The 16,056-nt window shown below is 74.6% G+C and carries 14 protein-coding genes; 6 read left to right on the top strand and 8 right to left on the bottom strand.

Annotation, left to right across the window (positions count from 1 at the left end):
• Window positions 1-66: 66 nt before the first annotated feature.
• Both ACFV1J_RS25085 and ACFV1J_RS25080 read right to left on the bottom strand, forming a co-directional pair.
• Window positions 67-1,719 carry a DNA repair helicase XPB gene (locus ACFV1J_RS25085; protein ID WP_385861505.1) on the bottom strand — a complete coding sequence of 551 codons (1,653 nt, stop codon included), beginning with the start codon at window positions 1,717-1,719 and terminating at the stop codon, window positions 67-69.
• 161 nt (window positions 1,720-1,880) lie between these two features.
• Complete coding sequence (locus ACFV1J_RS25080) at window positions 1,881-2,882, bottom strand: peptidoglycan-binding protein (protein ID WP_385861503.1); 1,002 nt, start codon at window positions 2,880-2,882, stop codon at window positions 1,881-1,883.
• A 742-nt stretch (window positions 2,883-3,624) separates the two neighbouring features.
• On the opposite strand from ACFV1J_RS25080, the gene ACFV1J_RS25075 reads away from it, so the two are divergent.
• Entirely contained in the window at window positions 3,625-4,419 is a 795-nt protein-coding gene (locus tag ACFV1J_RS25075; RefSeq protein ID WP_385861502.1) for a glycoside hydrolase family 25 protein, read from the top strand.
• Window positions 4,420-4,477: 58 nt separating this feature from the next.
• Window positions 4,478-5,152, top strand: a complete 675-nt coding sequence (locus ACFV1J_RS25070; RefSeq protein WP_385861500.1) for a hypothetical protein — start codon at window positions 4,478-4,480, stop codon at window positions 5,150-5,152.
• Window positions 5,153-5,388: 236 nt separating this feature from the next.
• Here ACFV1J_RS25070 and ACFV1J_RS25065 read toward each other — a convergent pair whose 3' ends face one another.
• Window positions 5,389-8,148, bottom strand: a complete 2,760-nt coding sequence (locus ACFV1J_RS25065; protein ID WP_385861498.1) for a helicase-associated domain-containing protein — start codon at window positions 8,146-8,148, stop codon at window positions 5,389-5,391.
• A 177-nt stretch (window positions 8,149-8,325) separates the two neighbouring features.
• On the opposite strand from ACFV1J_RS25065, the gene ACFV1J_RS25060 reads away from it, so the two are divergent.
• Together ACFV1J_RS25060 and ACFV1J_RS25055 are read left to right on the top strand one after the other, a co-directional pair.
• The gene (locus ACFV1J_RS25060; protein WP_385861496.1) at window positions 8,326-9,531 is read left to right on the top strand and encodes a hypothetical protein; all 1,206 of its coding nucleotides are present in this window, start codon (window positions 8,326-8,328) and stop codon (window positions 9,529-9,531) included.
• 73 nt (window positions 9,532-9,604) lie between these two features.
• A complete protein-coding gene (locus ACFV1J_RS25055) occupies window positions 9,605-10,252 on the top strand; it encodes an HAD family hydrolase (protein WP_385861494.1) in 648 nt (215 codons plus the stop codon).
• Here ACFV1J_RS25055 and ACFV1J_RS25050 read toward each other — a convergent pair.
• Window positions 10,207-10,467, bottom strand: coding sequence for a hypothetical protein (locus ACFV1J_RS25050; protein WP_385861493.1), 261 nt, complete (start codon window positions 10,465-10,467; stop codon window positions 10,207-10,209). The genes ACFV1J_RS25055 and ACFV1J_RS25050 overlap by 46 nt on opposite strands.
• Before the next feature lie 193 nt (window positions 10,468-10,660).
• Here ACFV1J_RS25050 and ACFV1J_RS25045 point away from each other — a divergent pair, with 193 nt between their 5' ends.
• Window positions 10,661-11,044 (top strand): cold-shock protein, encoded by a 384-nt coding sequence (locus ACFV1J_RS25045; RefSeq protein ID WP_018089689.1) that lies wholly within the window; start codon window positions 10,661-10,663, stop codon window positions 11,042-11,044.
• A 25-nt stretch (window positions 11,045-11,069) separates the two neighbouring features.
• On the opposite strand, the gene ACFV1J_RS25040 is transcribed toward ACFV1J_RS25045, so the two are convergent.
• The 4 genes from ACFV1J_RS25040 to ACFV1J_RS25025 form a co-directional block, all read right to left on the bottom strand.
• Window positions 11,070-11,921, bottom strand: a complete 852-nt coding sequence (locus tag ACFV1J_RS25040) for a 1,4-dihydroxy-6-naphthoate synthase (RefSeq protein WP_385861489.1) — start codon at window positions 11,919-11,921, stop codon at window positions 11,070-11,072.
• Window positions 11,918-12,664, bottom strand: a complete 747-nt coding sequence (locus ACFV1J_RS25035; RefSeq protein ID WP_385861664.1) for a futalosine hydrolase — start codon at window positions 12,662-12,664, stop codon at window positions 11,918-11,920. Before ACFV1J_RS25035 ends, ACFV1J_RS25040 begins: the two co-directional genes overlap by 4 nt.
• A 35-nt stretch (window positions 12,665-12,699) precedes the next feature.
• Window positions 12,700-13,203, bottom strand: a complete 504-nt coding sequence (locus ACFV1J_RS25030) for a hypothetical protein (protein ID WP_385861487.1) — start codon at window positions 13,201-13,203, stop codon at window positions 12,700-12,702.
• A 136-nt stretch (window positions 13,204-13,339) separates the two neighbouring features.
• Window positions 13,340-14,779 (bottom strand): MFS transporter, encoded by a 1,440-nt coding sequence (locus ACFV1J_RS25025; protein ID WP_385861484.1) that lies wholly within the window; start codon window positions 14,777-14,779, stop codon window positions 13,340-13,342.
• Between the two features lie 348 nt (window positions 14,780-15,127).
• On the opposite strand from ACFV1J_RS25025, the gene ACFV1J_RS25020 reads away from it, so the two are divergent.
• Complete coding sequence (locus ACFV1J_RS25020) at window positions 15,128-16,033, top strand: DUF3027 domain-containing protein (protein WP_385861483.1); 906 nt, start codon at window positions 15,128-15,130, stop codon at window positions 16,031-16,033.
• Window positions 16,034-16,056: the final 23 nt, after the last annotated feature.

The raw sequence follows: 16,056 nt of genomic DNA, 5'->3' as shown, positions 1-16,056 counted from the left end.
CGCCCCTGCCGATCACACGTCCTCGTCCGTTTACACGTCCTCGTCCGTTTACACGTCCTCGTCCGTTTACACGTCCTCGTCCGCCGCCAGCAGTTCGTCCGCGTCGACGATCCGGTACGCGTAGCCCTGCTCGGCCAGGAAGCGCTGGCGGTGGGCGGCGAAGTCCTGGTCGATGGTGTCGCGGGCGACGACGGAGTAGAAGCGTGCCTCGTGGCCGTCGGCCTTCGGACGGAGGACCCGGCCGAGTCGCTGGGCCTCCTCCTGGCGGGAGCCGAAGGTGCCGGACACCTGGATCGCGACCGTCGCCTCGGGCAGGTCGATGGAGAAGTTCGCGACCTTCGAGACGACCAGGACGGAGATCTCGCCCTGCCGGAACGCGTCGAAGAGCTTCTCCCGCTGCGCGTTCGTGGTCTCGCCCTTGATCACCGGCGCGTTGAGGTGCTCGCCCAGTTCGTCCAGCTGGTCGATGTACTGCCCGATGACCAGGGTCTGGTCGCCCTGGTGGCGGCGGACCAGCGCTTCGGTCACGTACTGCTTGCTGGCCGTGGTGGCGCAGAAGCGGTACTTCTCCTCGGTCTCGGCGGTGGCGTAGGCCAGCCGTTCCGACTCGGTGAGGTTGACCCGTACCTCGACGCAGTCGGCCGGGGCGATGTACCCCTGCGCCTCGATCTCCTTCCAGGGGGCGTCGAACCGCTTCGGGCCGATCAGGGAGAAGACGTCCGACTCCCGGCCGTCCTCGCGCACCAGCGTCGCGGTCAGCCCCAGCCGGCGCCGGGCCTGCAGATCGGCGGTGAACTTGAAGACCGGCGCGGGCAGCAGATGCACCTCGTCGTAGAGGATCAGGCCCCAGTCCCGGGAGTCGAACAGCTCCAGGTGGGGGTAGACGCCCTTCCGCTTGGTCGTCAGCACCTGGTACGTGGCGATGGTGACCGGCCGGATCTCCTTCCTGGTCCCGCTGTACTCGCCGATCTCGTCCGCGGTCAGCGAGGTGCGGCGGACCAGTTCGTGCTTCCACTGCCGCGCCGAGACCGTATTGGTGACGAGGATGAGCGTGGTGGCCTTGGCGCGTGCCATGGCGCCCGCCCCGACCAGCGTCTTGCCCGCGCCGCACGGCAGGACGACGACGCCGGAGCCGCCGTGCCAGAAGCCCTCGACGGCCTGCTGCTGGTACGGCCGCAGCGCCCAGCCGTCCTCGTGCAGCTCGATCGGATGCGCCTCACCGTCGACGTAACCGGCGAGGTCCTCGGCGGGCCAGCCCAGCTTGAGCAGCGTCTGCTTGATCTGGCCGCGCTCGGAGGGGTGGACGGCCACGCTGTCCGGGTCCAGCCGTGCGCCGACCAGCGGCTGCACCTTCTTGGAGCGGAGGATCTCCTCCAGCACCGGGCGGTCGGTGGTGGTCAGCACCAGCCCGTGCGTCGGGTGCTTGACCAGCGTGAGCCGGCCGTAACGGGCCATCGTCTCGGCGACGTCGACGAGCAGTGCGTGCGGCACCGGGTACCGCGAGTACTGCACCAGCGCGTCCACGACCTGCTCGGCGTCGTGCCCGGCGGCCCGCGCGTTCCAGAGCCCCAGCGGCGTCACCCGGTACGTGTGGATGTGCTCCGGCGCCCGCTCCAGCTCGGCGAAGGGCGCGATGGCCCGCCGGCAGGCGTCCGCCAGCTCGTGGTCCACCTCCAGCAGCAGCGTCTTGTCGCTCTGGACGATGAGGGGTCCGTTCACGCGCCTCGCCCTTTCCGTTCGGTGTGCGGCCCGGCACGGGAGACTCCCGTACGGCCAAATCTCCAGTGTGCCCCATCGGCGGGGAAGGGAGGGAGGAGCGACGACCGGCGGACCGATGCCCGGCCGGTCAGCGGTGGACGGGCGGACCGATGCCCGGCCGGTCAGCGGTGGACCGGTGGGCCCTGGGCGACGAGGAGGGCGCGCCAGGTGGAGGCGTCGGCGACGCCGGTCGGGGCGAGGTGGCGGGAGCGCTGGAACTCCTCCAGGGAGCGGACGGTGGAGGGGGTGAAGAGGCCGGTCTGGTCGGTGGGGAGGCCGGTGTTGTCGAGCAGGTACTGGAGGGCCAGGACGGCCGGCCTGGTGTCGTTGTGGGAGTCGACGCGGATGATCAGGTGCGACCAGGTCCGGTCGCCGACCTTGCCGTCGGGGAGCAGACCGTGCGCGGACTGGAACTCCTTGACGGCGGCCGCCGTCGCGGGCCCGAAGTCGCCGTCGGGCCGGACGTCGTGGCCGTGGGCCTGAAGGAGGAACTGGACCGTGCGGGCCGACCACATGAGGTGGCCCTTGCGGACCAGTGGCCACTGGGTGGACCTGGCCGCCGGGGCGTGGGCGGAGCCGGCCGGGGAGCCGTCGCGGTGGGCGAGGGTGCCCCATCCGAGGCCGATACCGGTGCCGAGGGCGAGGACGGCCAGGAGGGCGAGGGCGGTACGGGCGGCGGCGCGGCGGGGCGGCGCCGGCGGGGGCGGGGTGGGTGGTGGTGGGGGTGTGGTGTCGTCTGCTGCCTTGGGGAGTGGGGCGGCGGAGGTTGTGCCGGGGGTTGTTGTGCTGGCGGTTGTGGTGACGGGTGGGGCGTCGGGGGTGGCCTCCGGGGTGGTCACCGGTGTGGTCACCGGTGTGGTCTTGGAGGTGGCGTAGGGGGCCGTGCGGGGGCGGGGGGTGCGGCGGGTGGATGCGGTGGCGGCGGCCTGCTGGGCCAGGGTGCGGGCCCGGGGGAGGTCGGCGGCCGGTGCCCGGAGGACGGTGTGGAGGAGTTCGACGGTCTTGAGCGGGGCGGTGGAGGGGTGGGCGGGGTTGAGGTAGCGGGAGAGGGTGGTCTGGTCGATGCCCAGCCGGCCGGCCAGGGACTGCTGGGTGGGCTTCGGGCGGCCGTCCCGGGCGGACAACTCCCACCAGCCCCGGAGTAATTGGGCCAGGGCCTGGCCCGCGTCTCCGTTTCCGCGGCCGGTCGCCTCGTGCGCGCGGCCTGTGTCCCCGTCTCCGCGGCCCGCTTCTCCGTTTCCGCGGGCTGTCGTGTCGTGCGTGCGGCCCCCGTCTTCATCGCCGCGGCCCGTCGCGTCATGCGTGCGGCCCGCGTCTCCGTTTCCGAGGCCCGTCGTGCCGTGCGTGCGGCCCGCCTCACGGTCCGGGCTGGTTGATCCCGTCATGCTTCCCCCCGGGGCGCCCGTTTCCCGGCGCTCCTCGGCTGCTCGTCGGCCGTCCCTCGGCCGGTTCCTCGGCTGCTCGTTGGCCGCTTGCGGCCGTTCCTCGTGCGTACGTCGTCCGTGCCCGGCTCGTGCTTGGCTCGTGCCCGGCTCGTATCTGGTGTGTCCTTGTGTGTCCTTCGTCGGCCCCCGTGCGTCCGCTCGGTGTTGGCGAACGCTGTCCGGCGGACTGGGGAGCCGTCCGGCTTCTGCATACGTGCAGGTCAGCGCCGCGCATCGGGCCGCTGCATGGATGCATGAGCCGGAGCCTGGCAGATCGTAGTGAACTCCCCTGAGGTTCCTGCATCGTTGAGGAGCGCGGCCGACCGGGCCCCGCACCTCCCGCCCCGTTTCCCTCCCTGGCCAAGGGCTGCTCCGGCCTGCGCGGATCCGGAGAGGGGGCGGCCAACTGAGCTGTGCAGCAACGAGAACGAGGGAATGACATATGCCCCTGACATCACCCGTTCGGGTAGGTGCCGCCCTTGCCCGTGCCGTAGTGGTGGCGACGATCGCCGCGGTCGCACTCCCGGCCACACCGGTGCAGGCCGCGCCGCCGTCGGCGTACACCGTGGCCGGCGTGGACACCAGCCACTACAGCCACGGGGAGCACGAGAACGAGCGGATCGACTGGAACCGGGTGGCGAAGACGCACAGCTTCGCCTTCCTCAAGGCCAGCCAGGGGCCCGGCGCGGCGGACAACGACGCGTGGTTCCGCCGCGACTACGCGGCGGTCGCCCGTACGTCCCTGCTGCACGCGCCGTACCACTTCTTCGACCCCAGGAGCACCGCCGACGGCGCTGCCCAGGCGCGGCAGTTCATCACCGTCGCCCGTGCGGCCGGCTACCGGGGCGACCGCGCCGGTGAACTCCCGCCCGTACTGGACGTGGAGAAGGTGCGGCGCAACCGGAAGGAGGTCTGCCCTGCGGCCCTGCGCCCGCAGCAGGTGGCGGTGTTCCTCAGGGAGGTGCGCAGGGCCTTCAAGGTCACCCCGATCGTCTACACCCGGGCGTCCTTCGTGAAGGAGTGCATGGGCGGCGACGGGCGGGTCCTCGCCGGCCACCGGCTGTGGCTCGCGCGCTACGGCAGCGGGGCCAGGGAGCCGCAGCCGGTGCCCGGTGCCGGGCGCTCCTGGACGTTCTGGCAGCACACCGAGCACGGTCGTACGCCCGGCATCCCGGGGACCGGCGACCGCAACGTCTTCCGCGGCAGCCTCGCGCAGCTGCGGGACCTGGCCGGCTGACGGCCGGCACCTTCCCTCAACACGCAGTAGCCGTCCAATAACTGACGAGGAGATCAGCATGTTTCCGTCTCTGCCCGAGTCGCTGTACCGGTCCCGGCCCCGGCCCCTGCCTCTGCCCGCTTCCGTGTCCGCGTCCGTACGCACCGCGCGTGCCCCGCGGCTGATCGCCGGGGCGCTCGCTCTGACCGCCCTTCTGGGTACCGCCGCCCCCGCATCGGCCGCATCCGCCCCCACCTCGGCCGCTTCCGCATCAGCGGCTTCCGCTTCCGCTTCCGCCGCGCCGAGTCGGGCCGCGCTGGCGCAGCAGATCCTGCGGACGAACGGGATCGCGCTGGCCACCACCCACGTCAGCCGCCCGCACCCGGCCTCCTCCGCGCGGCAGAACATCGTCGACACCGCCCACGGCAAGGGCGCGCTCACCAGCCCCTGGGGCGACCGGCCCAACCGCCGGGTGGCCCTGGACACCCGGATGCTGGGCGGGCTGCTGAAGCTGCGGACCCGGTACGGCTACCGCATCGCGGTCTCCGAGATCGTCGGCGGTGACCACAGCACCCGCTCCAAGCACTACGCCGGGCTGGCCTTCGACATCACCCACATCAACGGCCGCCACGTCGGCAGCGGGGCACCGCACCGTGCCCTGATGGCCGCCTGCCGGAAGCTCGGCGCGCGGGAAGTCCTCGGGCCGGGCAACGCCGGACACGGCACCCATGTGCACTGCGGCTGGCCCCGCTGACCCGAAACCACTGATCCGAAACCGCTGACCTGGACTGCGACAGGGTTCACCGCAACCTGACGCGACAACAGGTTCCACCGCTCCACCGCTCCACCGCACCACCGCACCACCGCTCCCGGCCGGGCGTCGCCACGAGGCGAGGCCCGGCCGCCTGCCGTGTGCCACCTGCCGTGTGCCGCCTGCCGTGTGCCGCCTGCCGCCGGTCGTCTGCCGCGTGCCGCCGGCCGCCTGCCGTCTCACACCACGTCGTCCGCCAGTTCCGCGACGCCGGTGATCCGGTGCAGCGGATAGGTGCGCACCTCGTCGGCGGTGTGGTCGTACGCCGTGACGAAGCCACCCTCCACCCGCACCGGGGCGATCACCCGCTGGCTGGCCGCACCGTCCGCGTTGACGTAGCCGATCCACAGCGCCGAGTTGGTCAGCACCGCGGCCTGCACGGTGGCGAGGGTCTCGGCGGAGGTGGTGCGCGGGAGGGAGCCGGGTGCCGGGGCGGGGGCGTGCACCGGTCTGCGTTCCGCCGTGGCGGCGAGGTCGCCGGCGCGGATGGCGCGCACCGCCGCCTCCAGGAGGGTGCGGTCGGGCGACGGCGGGCCGTCCGGGACGGGGGCCGGGGCGGTCCGCGGCGGGGTGCGGTACGAGTCGGCGCGGGCGATCAGGACGTCACCGGCGGCGGACTCGGCGGCCGGGGCGTAGCCCATCGCCCGCAATCCGTCGAGGAGTTGCTCGGGTGCGGACTGTGCGGCGAGCACGGTCGGGGCCAGTCGGCGCAGCCGGAGGCCGGCGGCCCGCCGGTCGGCGAGGATCTCGGAGAGCAGCGCGTCGTCGTCGCAGCGGACGTAGGCGGTGGCCGCGCCGATCCGTAGCCGGCCGTGCTTACGGGCCACGTCGTCGATGAGGTAGGCGAGCGGCTGGGGGACCGGCGTACGGGAGTGCTTGCTGAGGAAGTCCTGCAGTTCGGCGGCGGAACGGCCGGCGTCGAGGGCGCGGCGGACCGAGGCCGGGGTGAAGCGGAAGACCGTCGCACCGCCCTTGGACTCGATGTCCGCGAGGACCTCCAGCGCCTCGGCGAGCGGGCGCTGCAGCGGGCCGGGGGCGACCGCGGTCAGGTCGGCCTGGAGGAGGACGTGGTCGAGGGGCTCGGGGAGGAGGGGGGCGAGCAGCGCGGCGGCGCGGGTCGCCGCGGCACGTACCTCGGCCTCGGACGCCACTGCGGCCGTCAGCGGCGAGACCTCCGACCCGGCTTCCGTTCCGGCTTCCGTTCCGGTTTCCGTTCCGGCCTTCGCTCCGGCTTCCGCTCCGGCTTCCGCTCCGGTTTCCCTTCCGGCCTTCGTTCCGGCCCCGCCTTCTCCTCCTCCCCCTCCCGCTCCTCTCCCCGCCTGCGCCTTCGCTGCCTCCGCGTCGATCAGCGCCCGGCCGTGGGTGGCGAGGGCGCCGCGCCCCGTGACGCCCAGCAACTCGGCCTCCTCCAGCGCCCATTGGGCCAGGCGCGAACGGAGGTCATCGGTGGCGTCGGAAGCGGGCTCGGCGCCACCGCCCGCCGTCGACCATCCGGCACCGCCCGCCGTCGATGCCGGGGCGCCACCGGCCGTCTGCCCTCCGACGCCGCCCGCCGTCGACCCCGCCGCGGCACCCGCTGCCGGGCCCGACGCCCCGCGCAGCGGGCGTTCCCACCGCAGCCGGGACAGCACGGTCGGCGCGGGTACGGACGTGCCGGGCGGCAGCGTGGCGAGGAGGGCGAGGGCACGGCGGCGGACCTCGGGGGCCGGGGAGCGGTCCAGGTGCGGGCCGAGGGCGGCGAGCGCGCGCCCCTTCGCGTCGGCGGTGCCGACCACGCCCGAGGTACGGGTCGCGGTCAGCCAGCCGGCCGCCAGCACCGCCCACCGCTCGTGATCGGGCAGCTGTCGCCACTCCTCGGCGGCGGGGGTGGCCGCGTACCGCTCGTCGGCCTCGCCGTCGGAGGCGATCAGCCCGGCCGCGTAGGCGAGTTCGAGCCAGAAGGCGGCGAGCCGTTCGGTGGTGTCCAGGGCGGTGGCGGTGCGCTTGAGATCGCGGACGCTCATTCCGCCGGCGCGCAGTACGGGCGGGCCGCCCAGGTCCCACTCCTTGAGGAGTTCCTCGACGGTCGCCAGGGCGGTGAACGCCTGGCTCGCCGCGGCGTTGTCCACAAGCTGTGGATCGCGTTCCGTGGCGGGCGTCAGCGCCGGCGGCACCGGCTCCGGGTTGCGGTGCGCGCGCCCGCCGCGCAGATGGAGCGCCGCCTCCCGCGGCAGGACGACGTTGCGGGCGCCCACCGGCAGCAGCAGACCGCGGTCGAGCAGCCACCGCAGATGGGCGGCCGGGCGGTCGGTGACCGCGCCGTACGGCGGGCCCCACAGCAGTCTGTCGAGGACGGCGACGGACTCGGCCGGCGCGGTGTCCAGCAGCGCCGCCATCCGCTCCCGGTCGCGGAACAGCGCGGTCAGCGCGGCGGCCGCGGAGACCGGGTCGTGGGTGGTGGGCAGCCCGGCCGCGGCCAGGATCTCCTGCAGCCGCCCGGGCGACATCCCGGCGGCGGCCTCGGCGACGGTCGGGCCCAGACCGGTCGGTGAGGGCCGCGTGGCGCCGGGCGCCAGCAGCTCCCGGGCCGTCCGCACCAGCCGCAGCCGGTCGTCCGGCCCCCACACCAGGGCCTGCCCGCGCAGCTCCGCGACGGCCCGGGGCAGTGCGGCGGCCACCGCCTCGTCCCCGGCGTCCCCGCCCATCAGCGCGCCCAGCGTGTCGTACGGGCACGGGTCGGGCGCCACCGCCAGCGCCTCGGCGGTCTGCAGCGCGAACCGGTCGAGCCGTTCCACCGCGCGTACCACCGATGCCCGGGTCCCCGCCCGGGTCGCCAGCTGGGTGACGTCGCCCGGCACCGGGCTGAGCAGATCGGGCCGTGCCCGCAGCAGCCCGACGATCCCGCTGTCACTACGGGTCCGCAGCTCCTCGGCGAGGGTGCGGGGGGTATCGGTGGTCATTCGTACAACGTTAGCGGGGCGAGCGGGGGAGGGGCAGGGAGCGGCGGCGGGGTTCCGGAGGATCCGGCGCCGGGCCGCTCGCGGCGGATCCGCCGGCGCCCCGCCGCCGCTCCGGCCGGGGCGGCGGCCGGCGCGGTACGGTCGGGGCAGCAACCAGCGGACGCCGCAGGGGATTTCGTGGGGATCGAGAGTGAGCAGCTCGTCTTTGACTATCTGAGCCGGGTCGGTGACCTGGCCCAGCAGCGGGGCCTGCCGTCCGCCGCGCGGATGCGGCTGGTGTCGGGGCTCCGGACGCAGATCGAGGCGCAGAGGGCCGACTCGGTGGTGGGCACCAGGCGGATGCTGGCGCGGCTGGGCACGCCGGAGGCGGTGGTCGAGGCGGCCGGGGGCGCCCCGGCGGCGGCCGGCACCCCGCAGCCGGACCCGGCCCCGCCCGCCCCGTCAGCCCCCTCCGCCCGCGATCGGCTCGGCGCGCTGACGGCCTGGCGCGACGGACTGCTCGCCAAGGCGGCGCCGAAGGAGCGGGCGGCGGACGGTGCCGGGACGGCGGTCGGGAGCGGGGCAGGGGAGGGCGACGCGGCGGCCCGCAACGGCGACCGGCCCGCATCCGGCCGGAGGGCGGCGTTCGGCACGCGGGGCCTGTTCAGCAAGGGCCCGGCGTCCGGCAAGGTGCCCGGCCCGCGTGCCGGTGAGCCGGAGTCCGCGCCGTCCGCCGGGCTGCCGCCGCATCTCGCCGGTGCGGACGAGCTGGGTGACGCGCAGGACGCGCCCGACTGGTGGCGGGTGGAGCCGGGGCCGTACGGGCCGGGGGAGACCGTGCCCGGGTTCGTGGGCGGGATCGAGATCCCGGAGATGTGGCACCGCCCGAAGGGCGACCCCGCCGGGCGGCCGCCGTCGCTGCGGAAGGACGGCGCGGAGGCGGACGACGACTCGGACGGGGACGCCGCCCGGGCCCGCACGGAAGAGGGTGCGGACGGCGGCGCGGACGAGGGCGCGGGCGACGACGCGGAGGCGGCGGAGGCCGTCCGGACGGTGCCGCTGCGGGCCTGGCTCAGCCCGGTGCCGGCGCTGGCGGTGGTCCTCCTGGTGGCCGGGGCCGTGCTGGGGTCGTGGCTCGCGCTGGCGGGCGGCTGGGCGCTCGCCTATGTGTCGCGGCGGCTCAGCCCCGCCGAGGCCAAGTTCGCGGCGCTCGGGGTGCCCGGGACCGTCGTCGGCGGTCTGTTGGTGTGGCTGTGGGGGCGGTTCGACGGGCGGTGGGGCGAGCCGATCGCGCGGGGCCGGCTGGGCCAGGAGCTGCTCGAGGCGCTGCCGGGGGTGGTGCGGGTCGCCGCGGTCGCCTCGGCGCTGTTCCTGCTGTGGCGGATGCGGCGGGCGGCACGGTAGGGGTGCCTCCCCGGCCGGCGGCCCGCCAGGGGTGCCCCCCGGGCGGCCGTGGGGCCCCGGCACAATGGCGGGCATGGCTGCGTACCCCCTGACGGTCGGATTCGACCTCGACATGACGCTGATCGACTCCCGGCCCGGCATCAAGGCCGCGTACGAGGAGCTGTCCGCGCGGACCGGCACCCATGTCGACGCCGAGGCCGCGGTGACCCGGCTCGGTCCGCCGCTGGAGGAGGAGATCCGCCGGTGGTTCCCCGCGGAGCGGGTCGCGGAGATCTGCGACCTGTACCGCGCGCTGTACCCGGAGCACGCGATCGCCTCCACCCCCGCGATGCCCGGCGCCCACGAGGCCGTCGCCGCGGTGCAGGCGGCCGGCGGCCGGGCGATCGTGGTGACCGCCAAGTACGAGCCGAACGCCAAGCTGCACCTGGCCCACCTGGGCCTCGAACCGGACGCGGTGATCGGCTCGCTGTGGGCGGAGGCCAAGGCCGAGGCGCTGCGCGACCACGACGCGCGGGTCTACGTCGGCGACCACACCGGTGACGTACGCGGTGCGCACGCCGCGGGGGCGCTGTCGGTGGCGGTGGCCACCGGGCCCTGCGACGCGGCGGAACTGCGGGCGGCCGGCGCCGAGGTGCTGCTCGGCGACCTGACGGAGTTCCCGTCCTGGCTGGCGCGTTACCTCGCGGACGGCGCGGAGCCCTCGGCGGCCGCCACCGCCTGACGCCGCTGGACCACCGCGGAACGGACCAATCCGCTCGCCGCGACCAGGAAGCCGGCGCCCATCAGCATGCACAGCCAGTAGAAGCCCCACGGCAACGGCGTCGAGCCGAGGAACAGCGGCGTCACCGTGGCGAGAGTGGCCAGCGCGCCAACTAGGAACATGATCGCGCCGATTCGGACCAGCAGATCCCCTGCCCGGGGCGTTTCGTCAGACACCTGACCAGGGTAAGTCCGCACCGGAAGCACCGGGGATCCCCCCGGCGGCGTCTTGTCACCGGCCGGGCGACCATTAGCCTTGGTGGTGGCGGGTCCTGCGGCCCGCTGCATTGCTATTCAGACCGTTTCTTCCGCGGTTCCGCGGCAGATCCCATCCCAGTTTTTTCCAACGAGTACGAGGACGAGGACAGACGTGCCTACCGGCAAGGTCAAGTGGTTCAACAGCGAGAAGGGCTTCGGCTTTCTCTCCCGCGACGACGGCGGTGACGTCTTCGTACACTCGTCGGTGCTGCCCGACGGTGTGGCCGCACTCAAGCCAGGCCAGCGCGTCGAATTCGGCGTCGTCGCAGGCCAGCGCGGCGACCAGGCGCTGACGGTGACACTCCTCGACCCCGCACCCTCGGTGGCCGCGGCCCAGCGCCGCAAGCCCGACGAACTCGCCTCGATCGTCCAGGACCTCACCACGCTCCTGGAGAACGTCACCCAGCAGCTGGAGCGCGGCCGTTACCCCGACAAGGTGCACGGCGCCAAGATCGCCGGCATGCTGCGGGCGGTCGCCGACCAGCTGGACGTCTGACCGCCCGGACCGCCCGGCACCCACCTCATACGAAACGCAAGGCATCCCGGCCGAGGGGCGGCACCAGCCCCTCGGCCGCGGCACGGGTGAGCAACCCGCGCACCGCGGCATAGCCGTCCTCGCCGAGGTCGGCGGTGAACTCGTTGACGTAGAGCCCGATGTGCTGGTCGGCCACCTTCGGGTCCATCTCCTGCGCGTGCTCCAGCACATACGGCCGGGACGCATGCGGGTCGTCCCAGGCCATCAGCACCGACGCCCTGATGGCCGCCGCGAGCTCCCGCAGGGTCCGCTCGCCCAGCGACCGCTTGGCGATGATCGCGCCGAGCGGGATCGGCAGTCCGGTGGTCTGCTCCCAGTGCTCACCCATGTCCGCCAGGCACACCAGCCCGTAGTCCTGGTACGTGAAACGGGCCTCGTGGATGACCAGACCGGCGTCGACCTTGCCGTCCCGCACGGCCGGCATGATCTCGTGGAACGGCAGCACCACGATCTCCCCGACCCCGCCCGGCACCTCGGCCGCCGCCCACAGCCGGAACAGCAGATACGCCGTCGACCGCTCGCCGGGCACCGCCACCGTCTTCCCCGCCAGGCCCGCGGCCGACCCCTGCTCGCGGGTCAGCACCAGCGGCCCGCAGCCGCGCCCCAGCGCCCCGCCGCAGGGCAGCAGCGCGTACTCGTCGAGCACCCAGGGCAGCACCGCGTACGACACCTTCAGCACGTCGAACTCACCGCGTTCGGCCATGCCGTTGGTGACGTCGATGTCGGCGAAGGTGACCGCGAGCTCCGGCGCGTCCGGGACCCGGCCGTGCGCCAGCGCGTCGAAGACGAAGGTGTCGTTCGGGCACGGCGAGTACGCGATGTTCAGCGGCCGGGTCACGGAATCCTCCTGGCGTTACGGTGCGGATCCGGAGCCGGCCCGGCGGTGGCCACCAGGGCTCCGGGAAGCGTACGGAAGGCGCCGGTCAGCGCGGTGAGCGCGGCACCGATGCGCCAGGCGGCCCGGTCGCGCGGGCCGACGGCGTTGGAGACGGCCCGGATCTCCAGCACGGGCACCCCGTGCGCGGCGGCCGCCTCCGCGACCCCGAAGCCCTCCATCGCCTCGGCCAGCACCCCCGGGTGACGCCGCACCAGCTCGGCGGCACGGGCGGCGCTGCCGGTGACCGTGGAGACCGTGACGACGGTGCCGGTGACCGCGCCGGCCGCCGCCGCGACGGCCTTCACCAGCGCCGGGTCGGGGCGGTGCGCCACCGTCCCGAAGCCCAGATCGGTGACCGGAACGAAGCCGTCCGGGGTCTCGGCACCCAGATCGGCCGCCACGATCGCGTCCGCGACCACCACCGCGCCCAGCGGCGCGTCCGGCGCGAAACCGCCGCCGATACCGGCCGAGACCACCAGGTCGTACGGCTCCCCGGCGAGCGCCCCGGCGGTCAGCGCGGTGGCCGTACCGGCGGCCGCGGCGGCCGGTCCGACCCCGGCGGCCAGCACGTCGAACGCCACCGGCCCGCGGTCCGCCCGGCACAGCTCGTAGCCGCCCGGCAGCACCGCCGGCGCGCCGGACTCCGCCGCGGCGCACACCGCGTCGCGCTCGGCGGCCACCGCGGTGACCGCCAGCACCCGCAGCGGCCGGCCGGCGTCGCTCGGGGCGCTCAGCGGGCTCAGTCCTTCTGCTTGAGCGTGAAGTGCCACATCGTCGTCGGGCCGTCACCCTCGTGCAGCTCGGCGACCTGCAGGGTGACGTCCTTGGTGTACGTCGTCTGACCGGTCTGCGGGTTCTGCTGCATGAACAGGGTGTCCGCGTCGAAGCTGCGGTACGTCTGCTTGCTCGGCTCGCGCATCACGGGCCCGGCGCCGATGACGATCCAGCCGGACTTGGCGACGTCCGGGTCCACACCCACGCGCACCTTCTCACCGGGGTGCACGGTGATCGTCTTGCCGCCCTTCTTGGTGATGCAGGCGGCCACGGCCTTCCTGGACAGTTCCTTGCCGTTGCCGTCGCAGCCGGGGGTGGCCTCGGCCGACACCGTCGACGAACCGACGGTCACGGTCGCGAGCGCGGTCGGCTTCTCGCAGGCGGAGAGGGTCACCAGACCCAGGGACACGGCACCGATGGCGGCAGCGGCGCGGCGGCCCTTGCCCCAGGAGATCAACGCAGCGGTCATACGGGCAGGCTATCTGGCGCCCCGGCCCACGCCACCCCCGGGTGCGGCGTGCCGCGCGGCACGCCCCGAGGGGGTGCCTCCCGAGCCCGCCGGGCCGGCCGGGGCGACGCCCCCACCGGGTCCGTCCCGCCCGCGCTCAGGCCACCCGCGGCGTCGGCGTACCGCCCCGCCGCGCCGCCTGCAGCAGCCCCCGTACCGACAGCACCGCGCCCGCCGTCACCAGGCCCGCGGCCACCGCCATGCCCACCACCCCCACCAGCGGCAGCGCGATCCCGAGCGCACCGCCCACCACCCACGACACCTGCAGGACCGTCTCCGACCGGGCGAACGCCGAGGTACGCACCTCCTCCGGGACATCGCGCTGGATCATCGCGTCCAGCGACAGCTTGCCCAGCGCCTGGCACAGCCCCGCGGTGGCCGCCGCCGCGGTGACCACGACCACCGCCAGCACCGGGTAGAACACCGCGGCCAACACCGTCGAACACAGCGCCAGCCCCAGCACCGCCGCCACGATCGGCTCCGGCCCGCGCGCCTTCAGCCACGCCCCGACCGCCGTGCCCAGCGCATTGCCGACCCCCGCCGCCACCGCCACCAGCCCCAGCGACGCCGCCGCGCCCAGCCCGTCCAGCGGATGCTCGCGCAGCAGGAAGGCCAGGAAGAACGTCAGGAAACCGGAGAGCGCCCGCAGCCCGGCGTTCGCCTGCAGACCGTGCAGCACGGACGGCCCGACCGTCCGCAGCCCCGGCTTCGGCGCCCGCCCCGCCGCCCCTGCCCGGCCCCCGTTCCGGGACGCCAGCAGGGCCCGCCCCTCACCCTTCGCCGAATCGACCTTGTGCGGCAGCGAGAACGACAGCACCGTGCCCACCGCGAACACCACGAACGCCCCGTACAGCGGACACGGCGGCCCGAGCAGATGCAGCCCCGCCCCCGCCGGCGCGGCCAGCCCGGTGGCCAGCAGCCCCGCCAGCGTCACCCGCGAGTTGGCCTTGACCAGCGAGATCCGCGGCGGCAGCAGCCGCGGCACCACCGCACTGCGCACCACGCCGTACGCCTTCGACGACACCAGCACGCCCAGCGCCGCCGGATACAGCTCCAGACGACCGGTCGCCACCGCCCCCGACATCGTCAGCGCCAGCAGCGCCCGGGCCAGCATCGAGGCGGCCATCGCCGCCCGCCGGCCGTGCGGCACCCGGTCCAGCAGCGGCCCGATCACCGGCGCCAGTACCGCGAACGGCGCCATGGTCACCGCCAGATACAACGCCACCCGGCCGCGCGCCTCATGGGTCGGCACCGAGAAGAACACCGTCGACGCCAGCGCGACCGTGATCATCATGTCGCCCGCGGAGTTCACCGCGTGCAGCTCGATCAGCTTGCCCAGCCCCGACTCGCCCGCGCCGTGCGCATGCGTGGCCCGCCGTACGCCCCGGGCCGCGCCGGTGAACGGCCGGTGCAGGGCCTGTCCGACCGCCCGCGTGGTCCGCCCGCGCCGGCTGCCGCCGAACCCGCCGCGCGTCGGTGCGCGCGGCTTCCGTACCTTCGACGCCCGCGCGGCAGCCACCTGGCCATAGTGCCCCAACTCGCCCAGGACCGGGCGGTTCCTCCTGCTTGCCGCGCGGGGCGCACCGGGCCGTCGCCGTCACCCGCTGCCAATTGCCGCTCCCTCCGAGGAGTCGTACACCGTTGAAGGGGTAGCGTGTCTAGCGCGCCACCGGCGGTCGGTTTTGGCCGCGTGTCTCATTGCGATCCGCGATCCCGCAGAATGGGTTGCAAGAGGTGCGCTCGACCGAATCGATCGGGCGCGGACGTCGACGCGGTCCCCAGGTCCGCTCCGCCCGCCCCGGCCCTCCGGACGGACAAGGACAGCTCCGGCTGGCGCACTCGTGAGACGGCGTGGAAGAGAGAATCGATTCTTGTGAGTGCTGCGATGCGAAGCCGTACCCCTGACCGCCTGTGCGCCGAGGCGGTCGACCTCGCCCGGGCGGCGGCGGAGGAGACCGCACTCCCCGGCATGGTCGGCGAGCACATCGAGGCCGTGGCCGACGGCGACCGCGTCGTCACCCATCTCTTCGTCTGCAACGAACCGGGCTACCGCGGCTGGCGCTGGGCCGTGACGGTCGCCCGCGCCTCCCGCGCCAAGGTCGTCACCCTCGACGAGACGGTCCTGCTGCCCGGCCCCGACGCCCTCCTCGCCCCCGAGTGGGTGCCCTGGAGCGAACGCCTCCGCCCCGGCGACATGGGCCCCGGCGACCTGCTCCCCACCGAGGCCGACGACCTGCGCCTGGAGCCCGGCTTCACCGGCGAGGACGTCCCGCCGCCGAACTCCCCGGTCGCCGAGGGCATGGCCGCCGAGGTCGCCGACACCGAAGAGGCCGACGTCGTCCCCGGCTCGCCCGCGGTCCAGCCCGCCCCGGCCCGCGGCGGCATCGCCGACGTCGCCGAGGAACTCGGCCTGCGCCGCGCCCGGGTCCTGTCCCGCTACGGCCTGCACGCCGCCGCCGACCGCTGGGAAGAGGCCTTCGGCGCCAAGTCCCCCATGGCCCAGGCGGCCCCCGCGACCTGTATGACCTGCGGCTTCCTCACCCCGCTCACCGGCTCGCTGCGCCAGGCCTTCGGCGTATGCGCCAACGAGTTCGCCCCCGCGGACGGCCGCGTGGTCTCCCTGTCGTACGGCTGCGGCGCCCACTCCGAGGCGGCCGTCATGCCGAAGCCGCCCCGGCCGGCGCCGCCCGTGGTCGACGAAACCGTCGTCGAACCGCTGGCCCTGCGGCCGGAACGCGACGGCGGCTCCGTCGAGGAAGCGGGCCCGGCGGAGGAGCTGGGCCACAGCTGAGGTTTTCCCGCCCGGAGCAGGGG

Origin of the sequence: Streptomyces sp. NPDC059649 (assembly GCF_042734445.1) — a bacterium.
Lineage (GTDB): Bacteria > Actinomycetota > Actinomycetes > Streptomycetales > Streptomycetaceae > Streptomyces.
This window is presented reverse-complemented; position numbering and strand designations above follow the sequence as displayed.

What these genes read in the sequence shown, in the direction of transcription:
- ACFV1J_RS25075 (WP_385861502.1), top strand. Translation starts at nt 3,625, where the DNA reads ATGCCCCTGACATCACCCGTTCGGGTAGGTGCCGCCCTTGCCCGTGCC.
- ACFV1J_RS25020 (WP_385861483.1), top strand. Translation starts at nt 15,128, where the DNA reads ATGCGAAGCCGTACCCCTGACCGCCTGTGCGCCGAGGCGGTCGACCTC.
- ACFV1J_RS25070 (WP_385861500.1), top strand. Translation starts at nt 4,478, where the DNA reads ATGTTTCCGTCTCTGCCCGAGTCGCTGTACCGGTCCCGGCCCCGGCCC.
- ACFV1J_RS25030 (WP_385861487.1), bottom strand. Translation starts at nt 13,203, where the DNA reads ATGACCGCTGCGTTGATCTCCTGGGGCAAGGGCCGCCGCGCCGCTGCC.
- ACFV1J_RS25065 (WP_385861498.1), bottom strand. Translation starts at nt 8,148, where the DNA reads ATGACCACCGATACCCCCCGCACCCTCGCCGAGGAGCTGCGGACCCGT.
- ACFV1J_RS25055 (WP_385861494.1), top strand. Translation starts at nt 9,605, where the DNA reads ATGGCTGCGTACCCCCTGACGGTCGGATTCGACCTCGACATGACGCTG.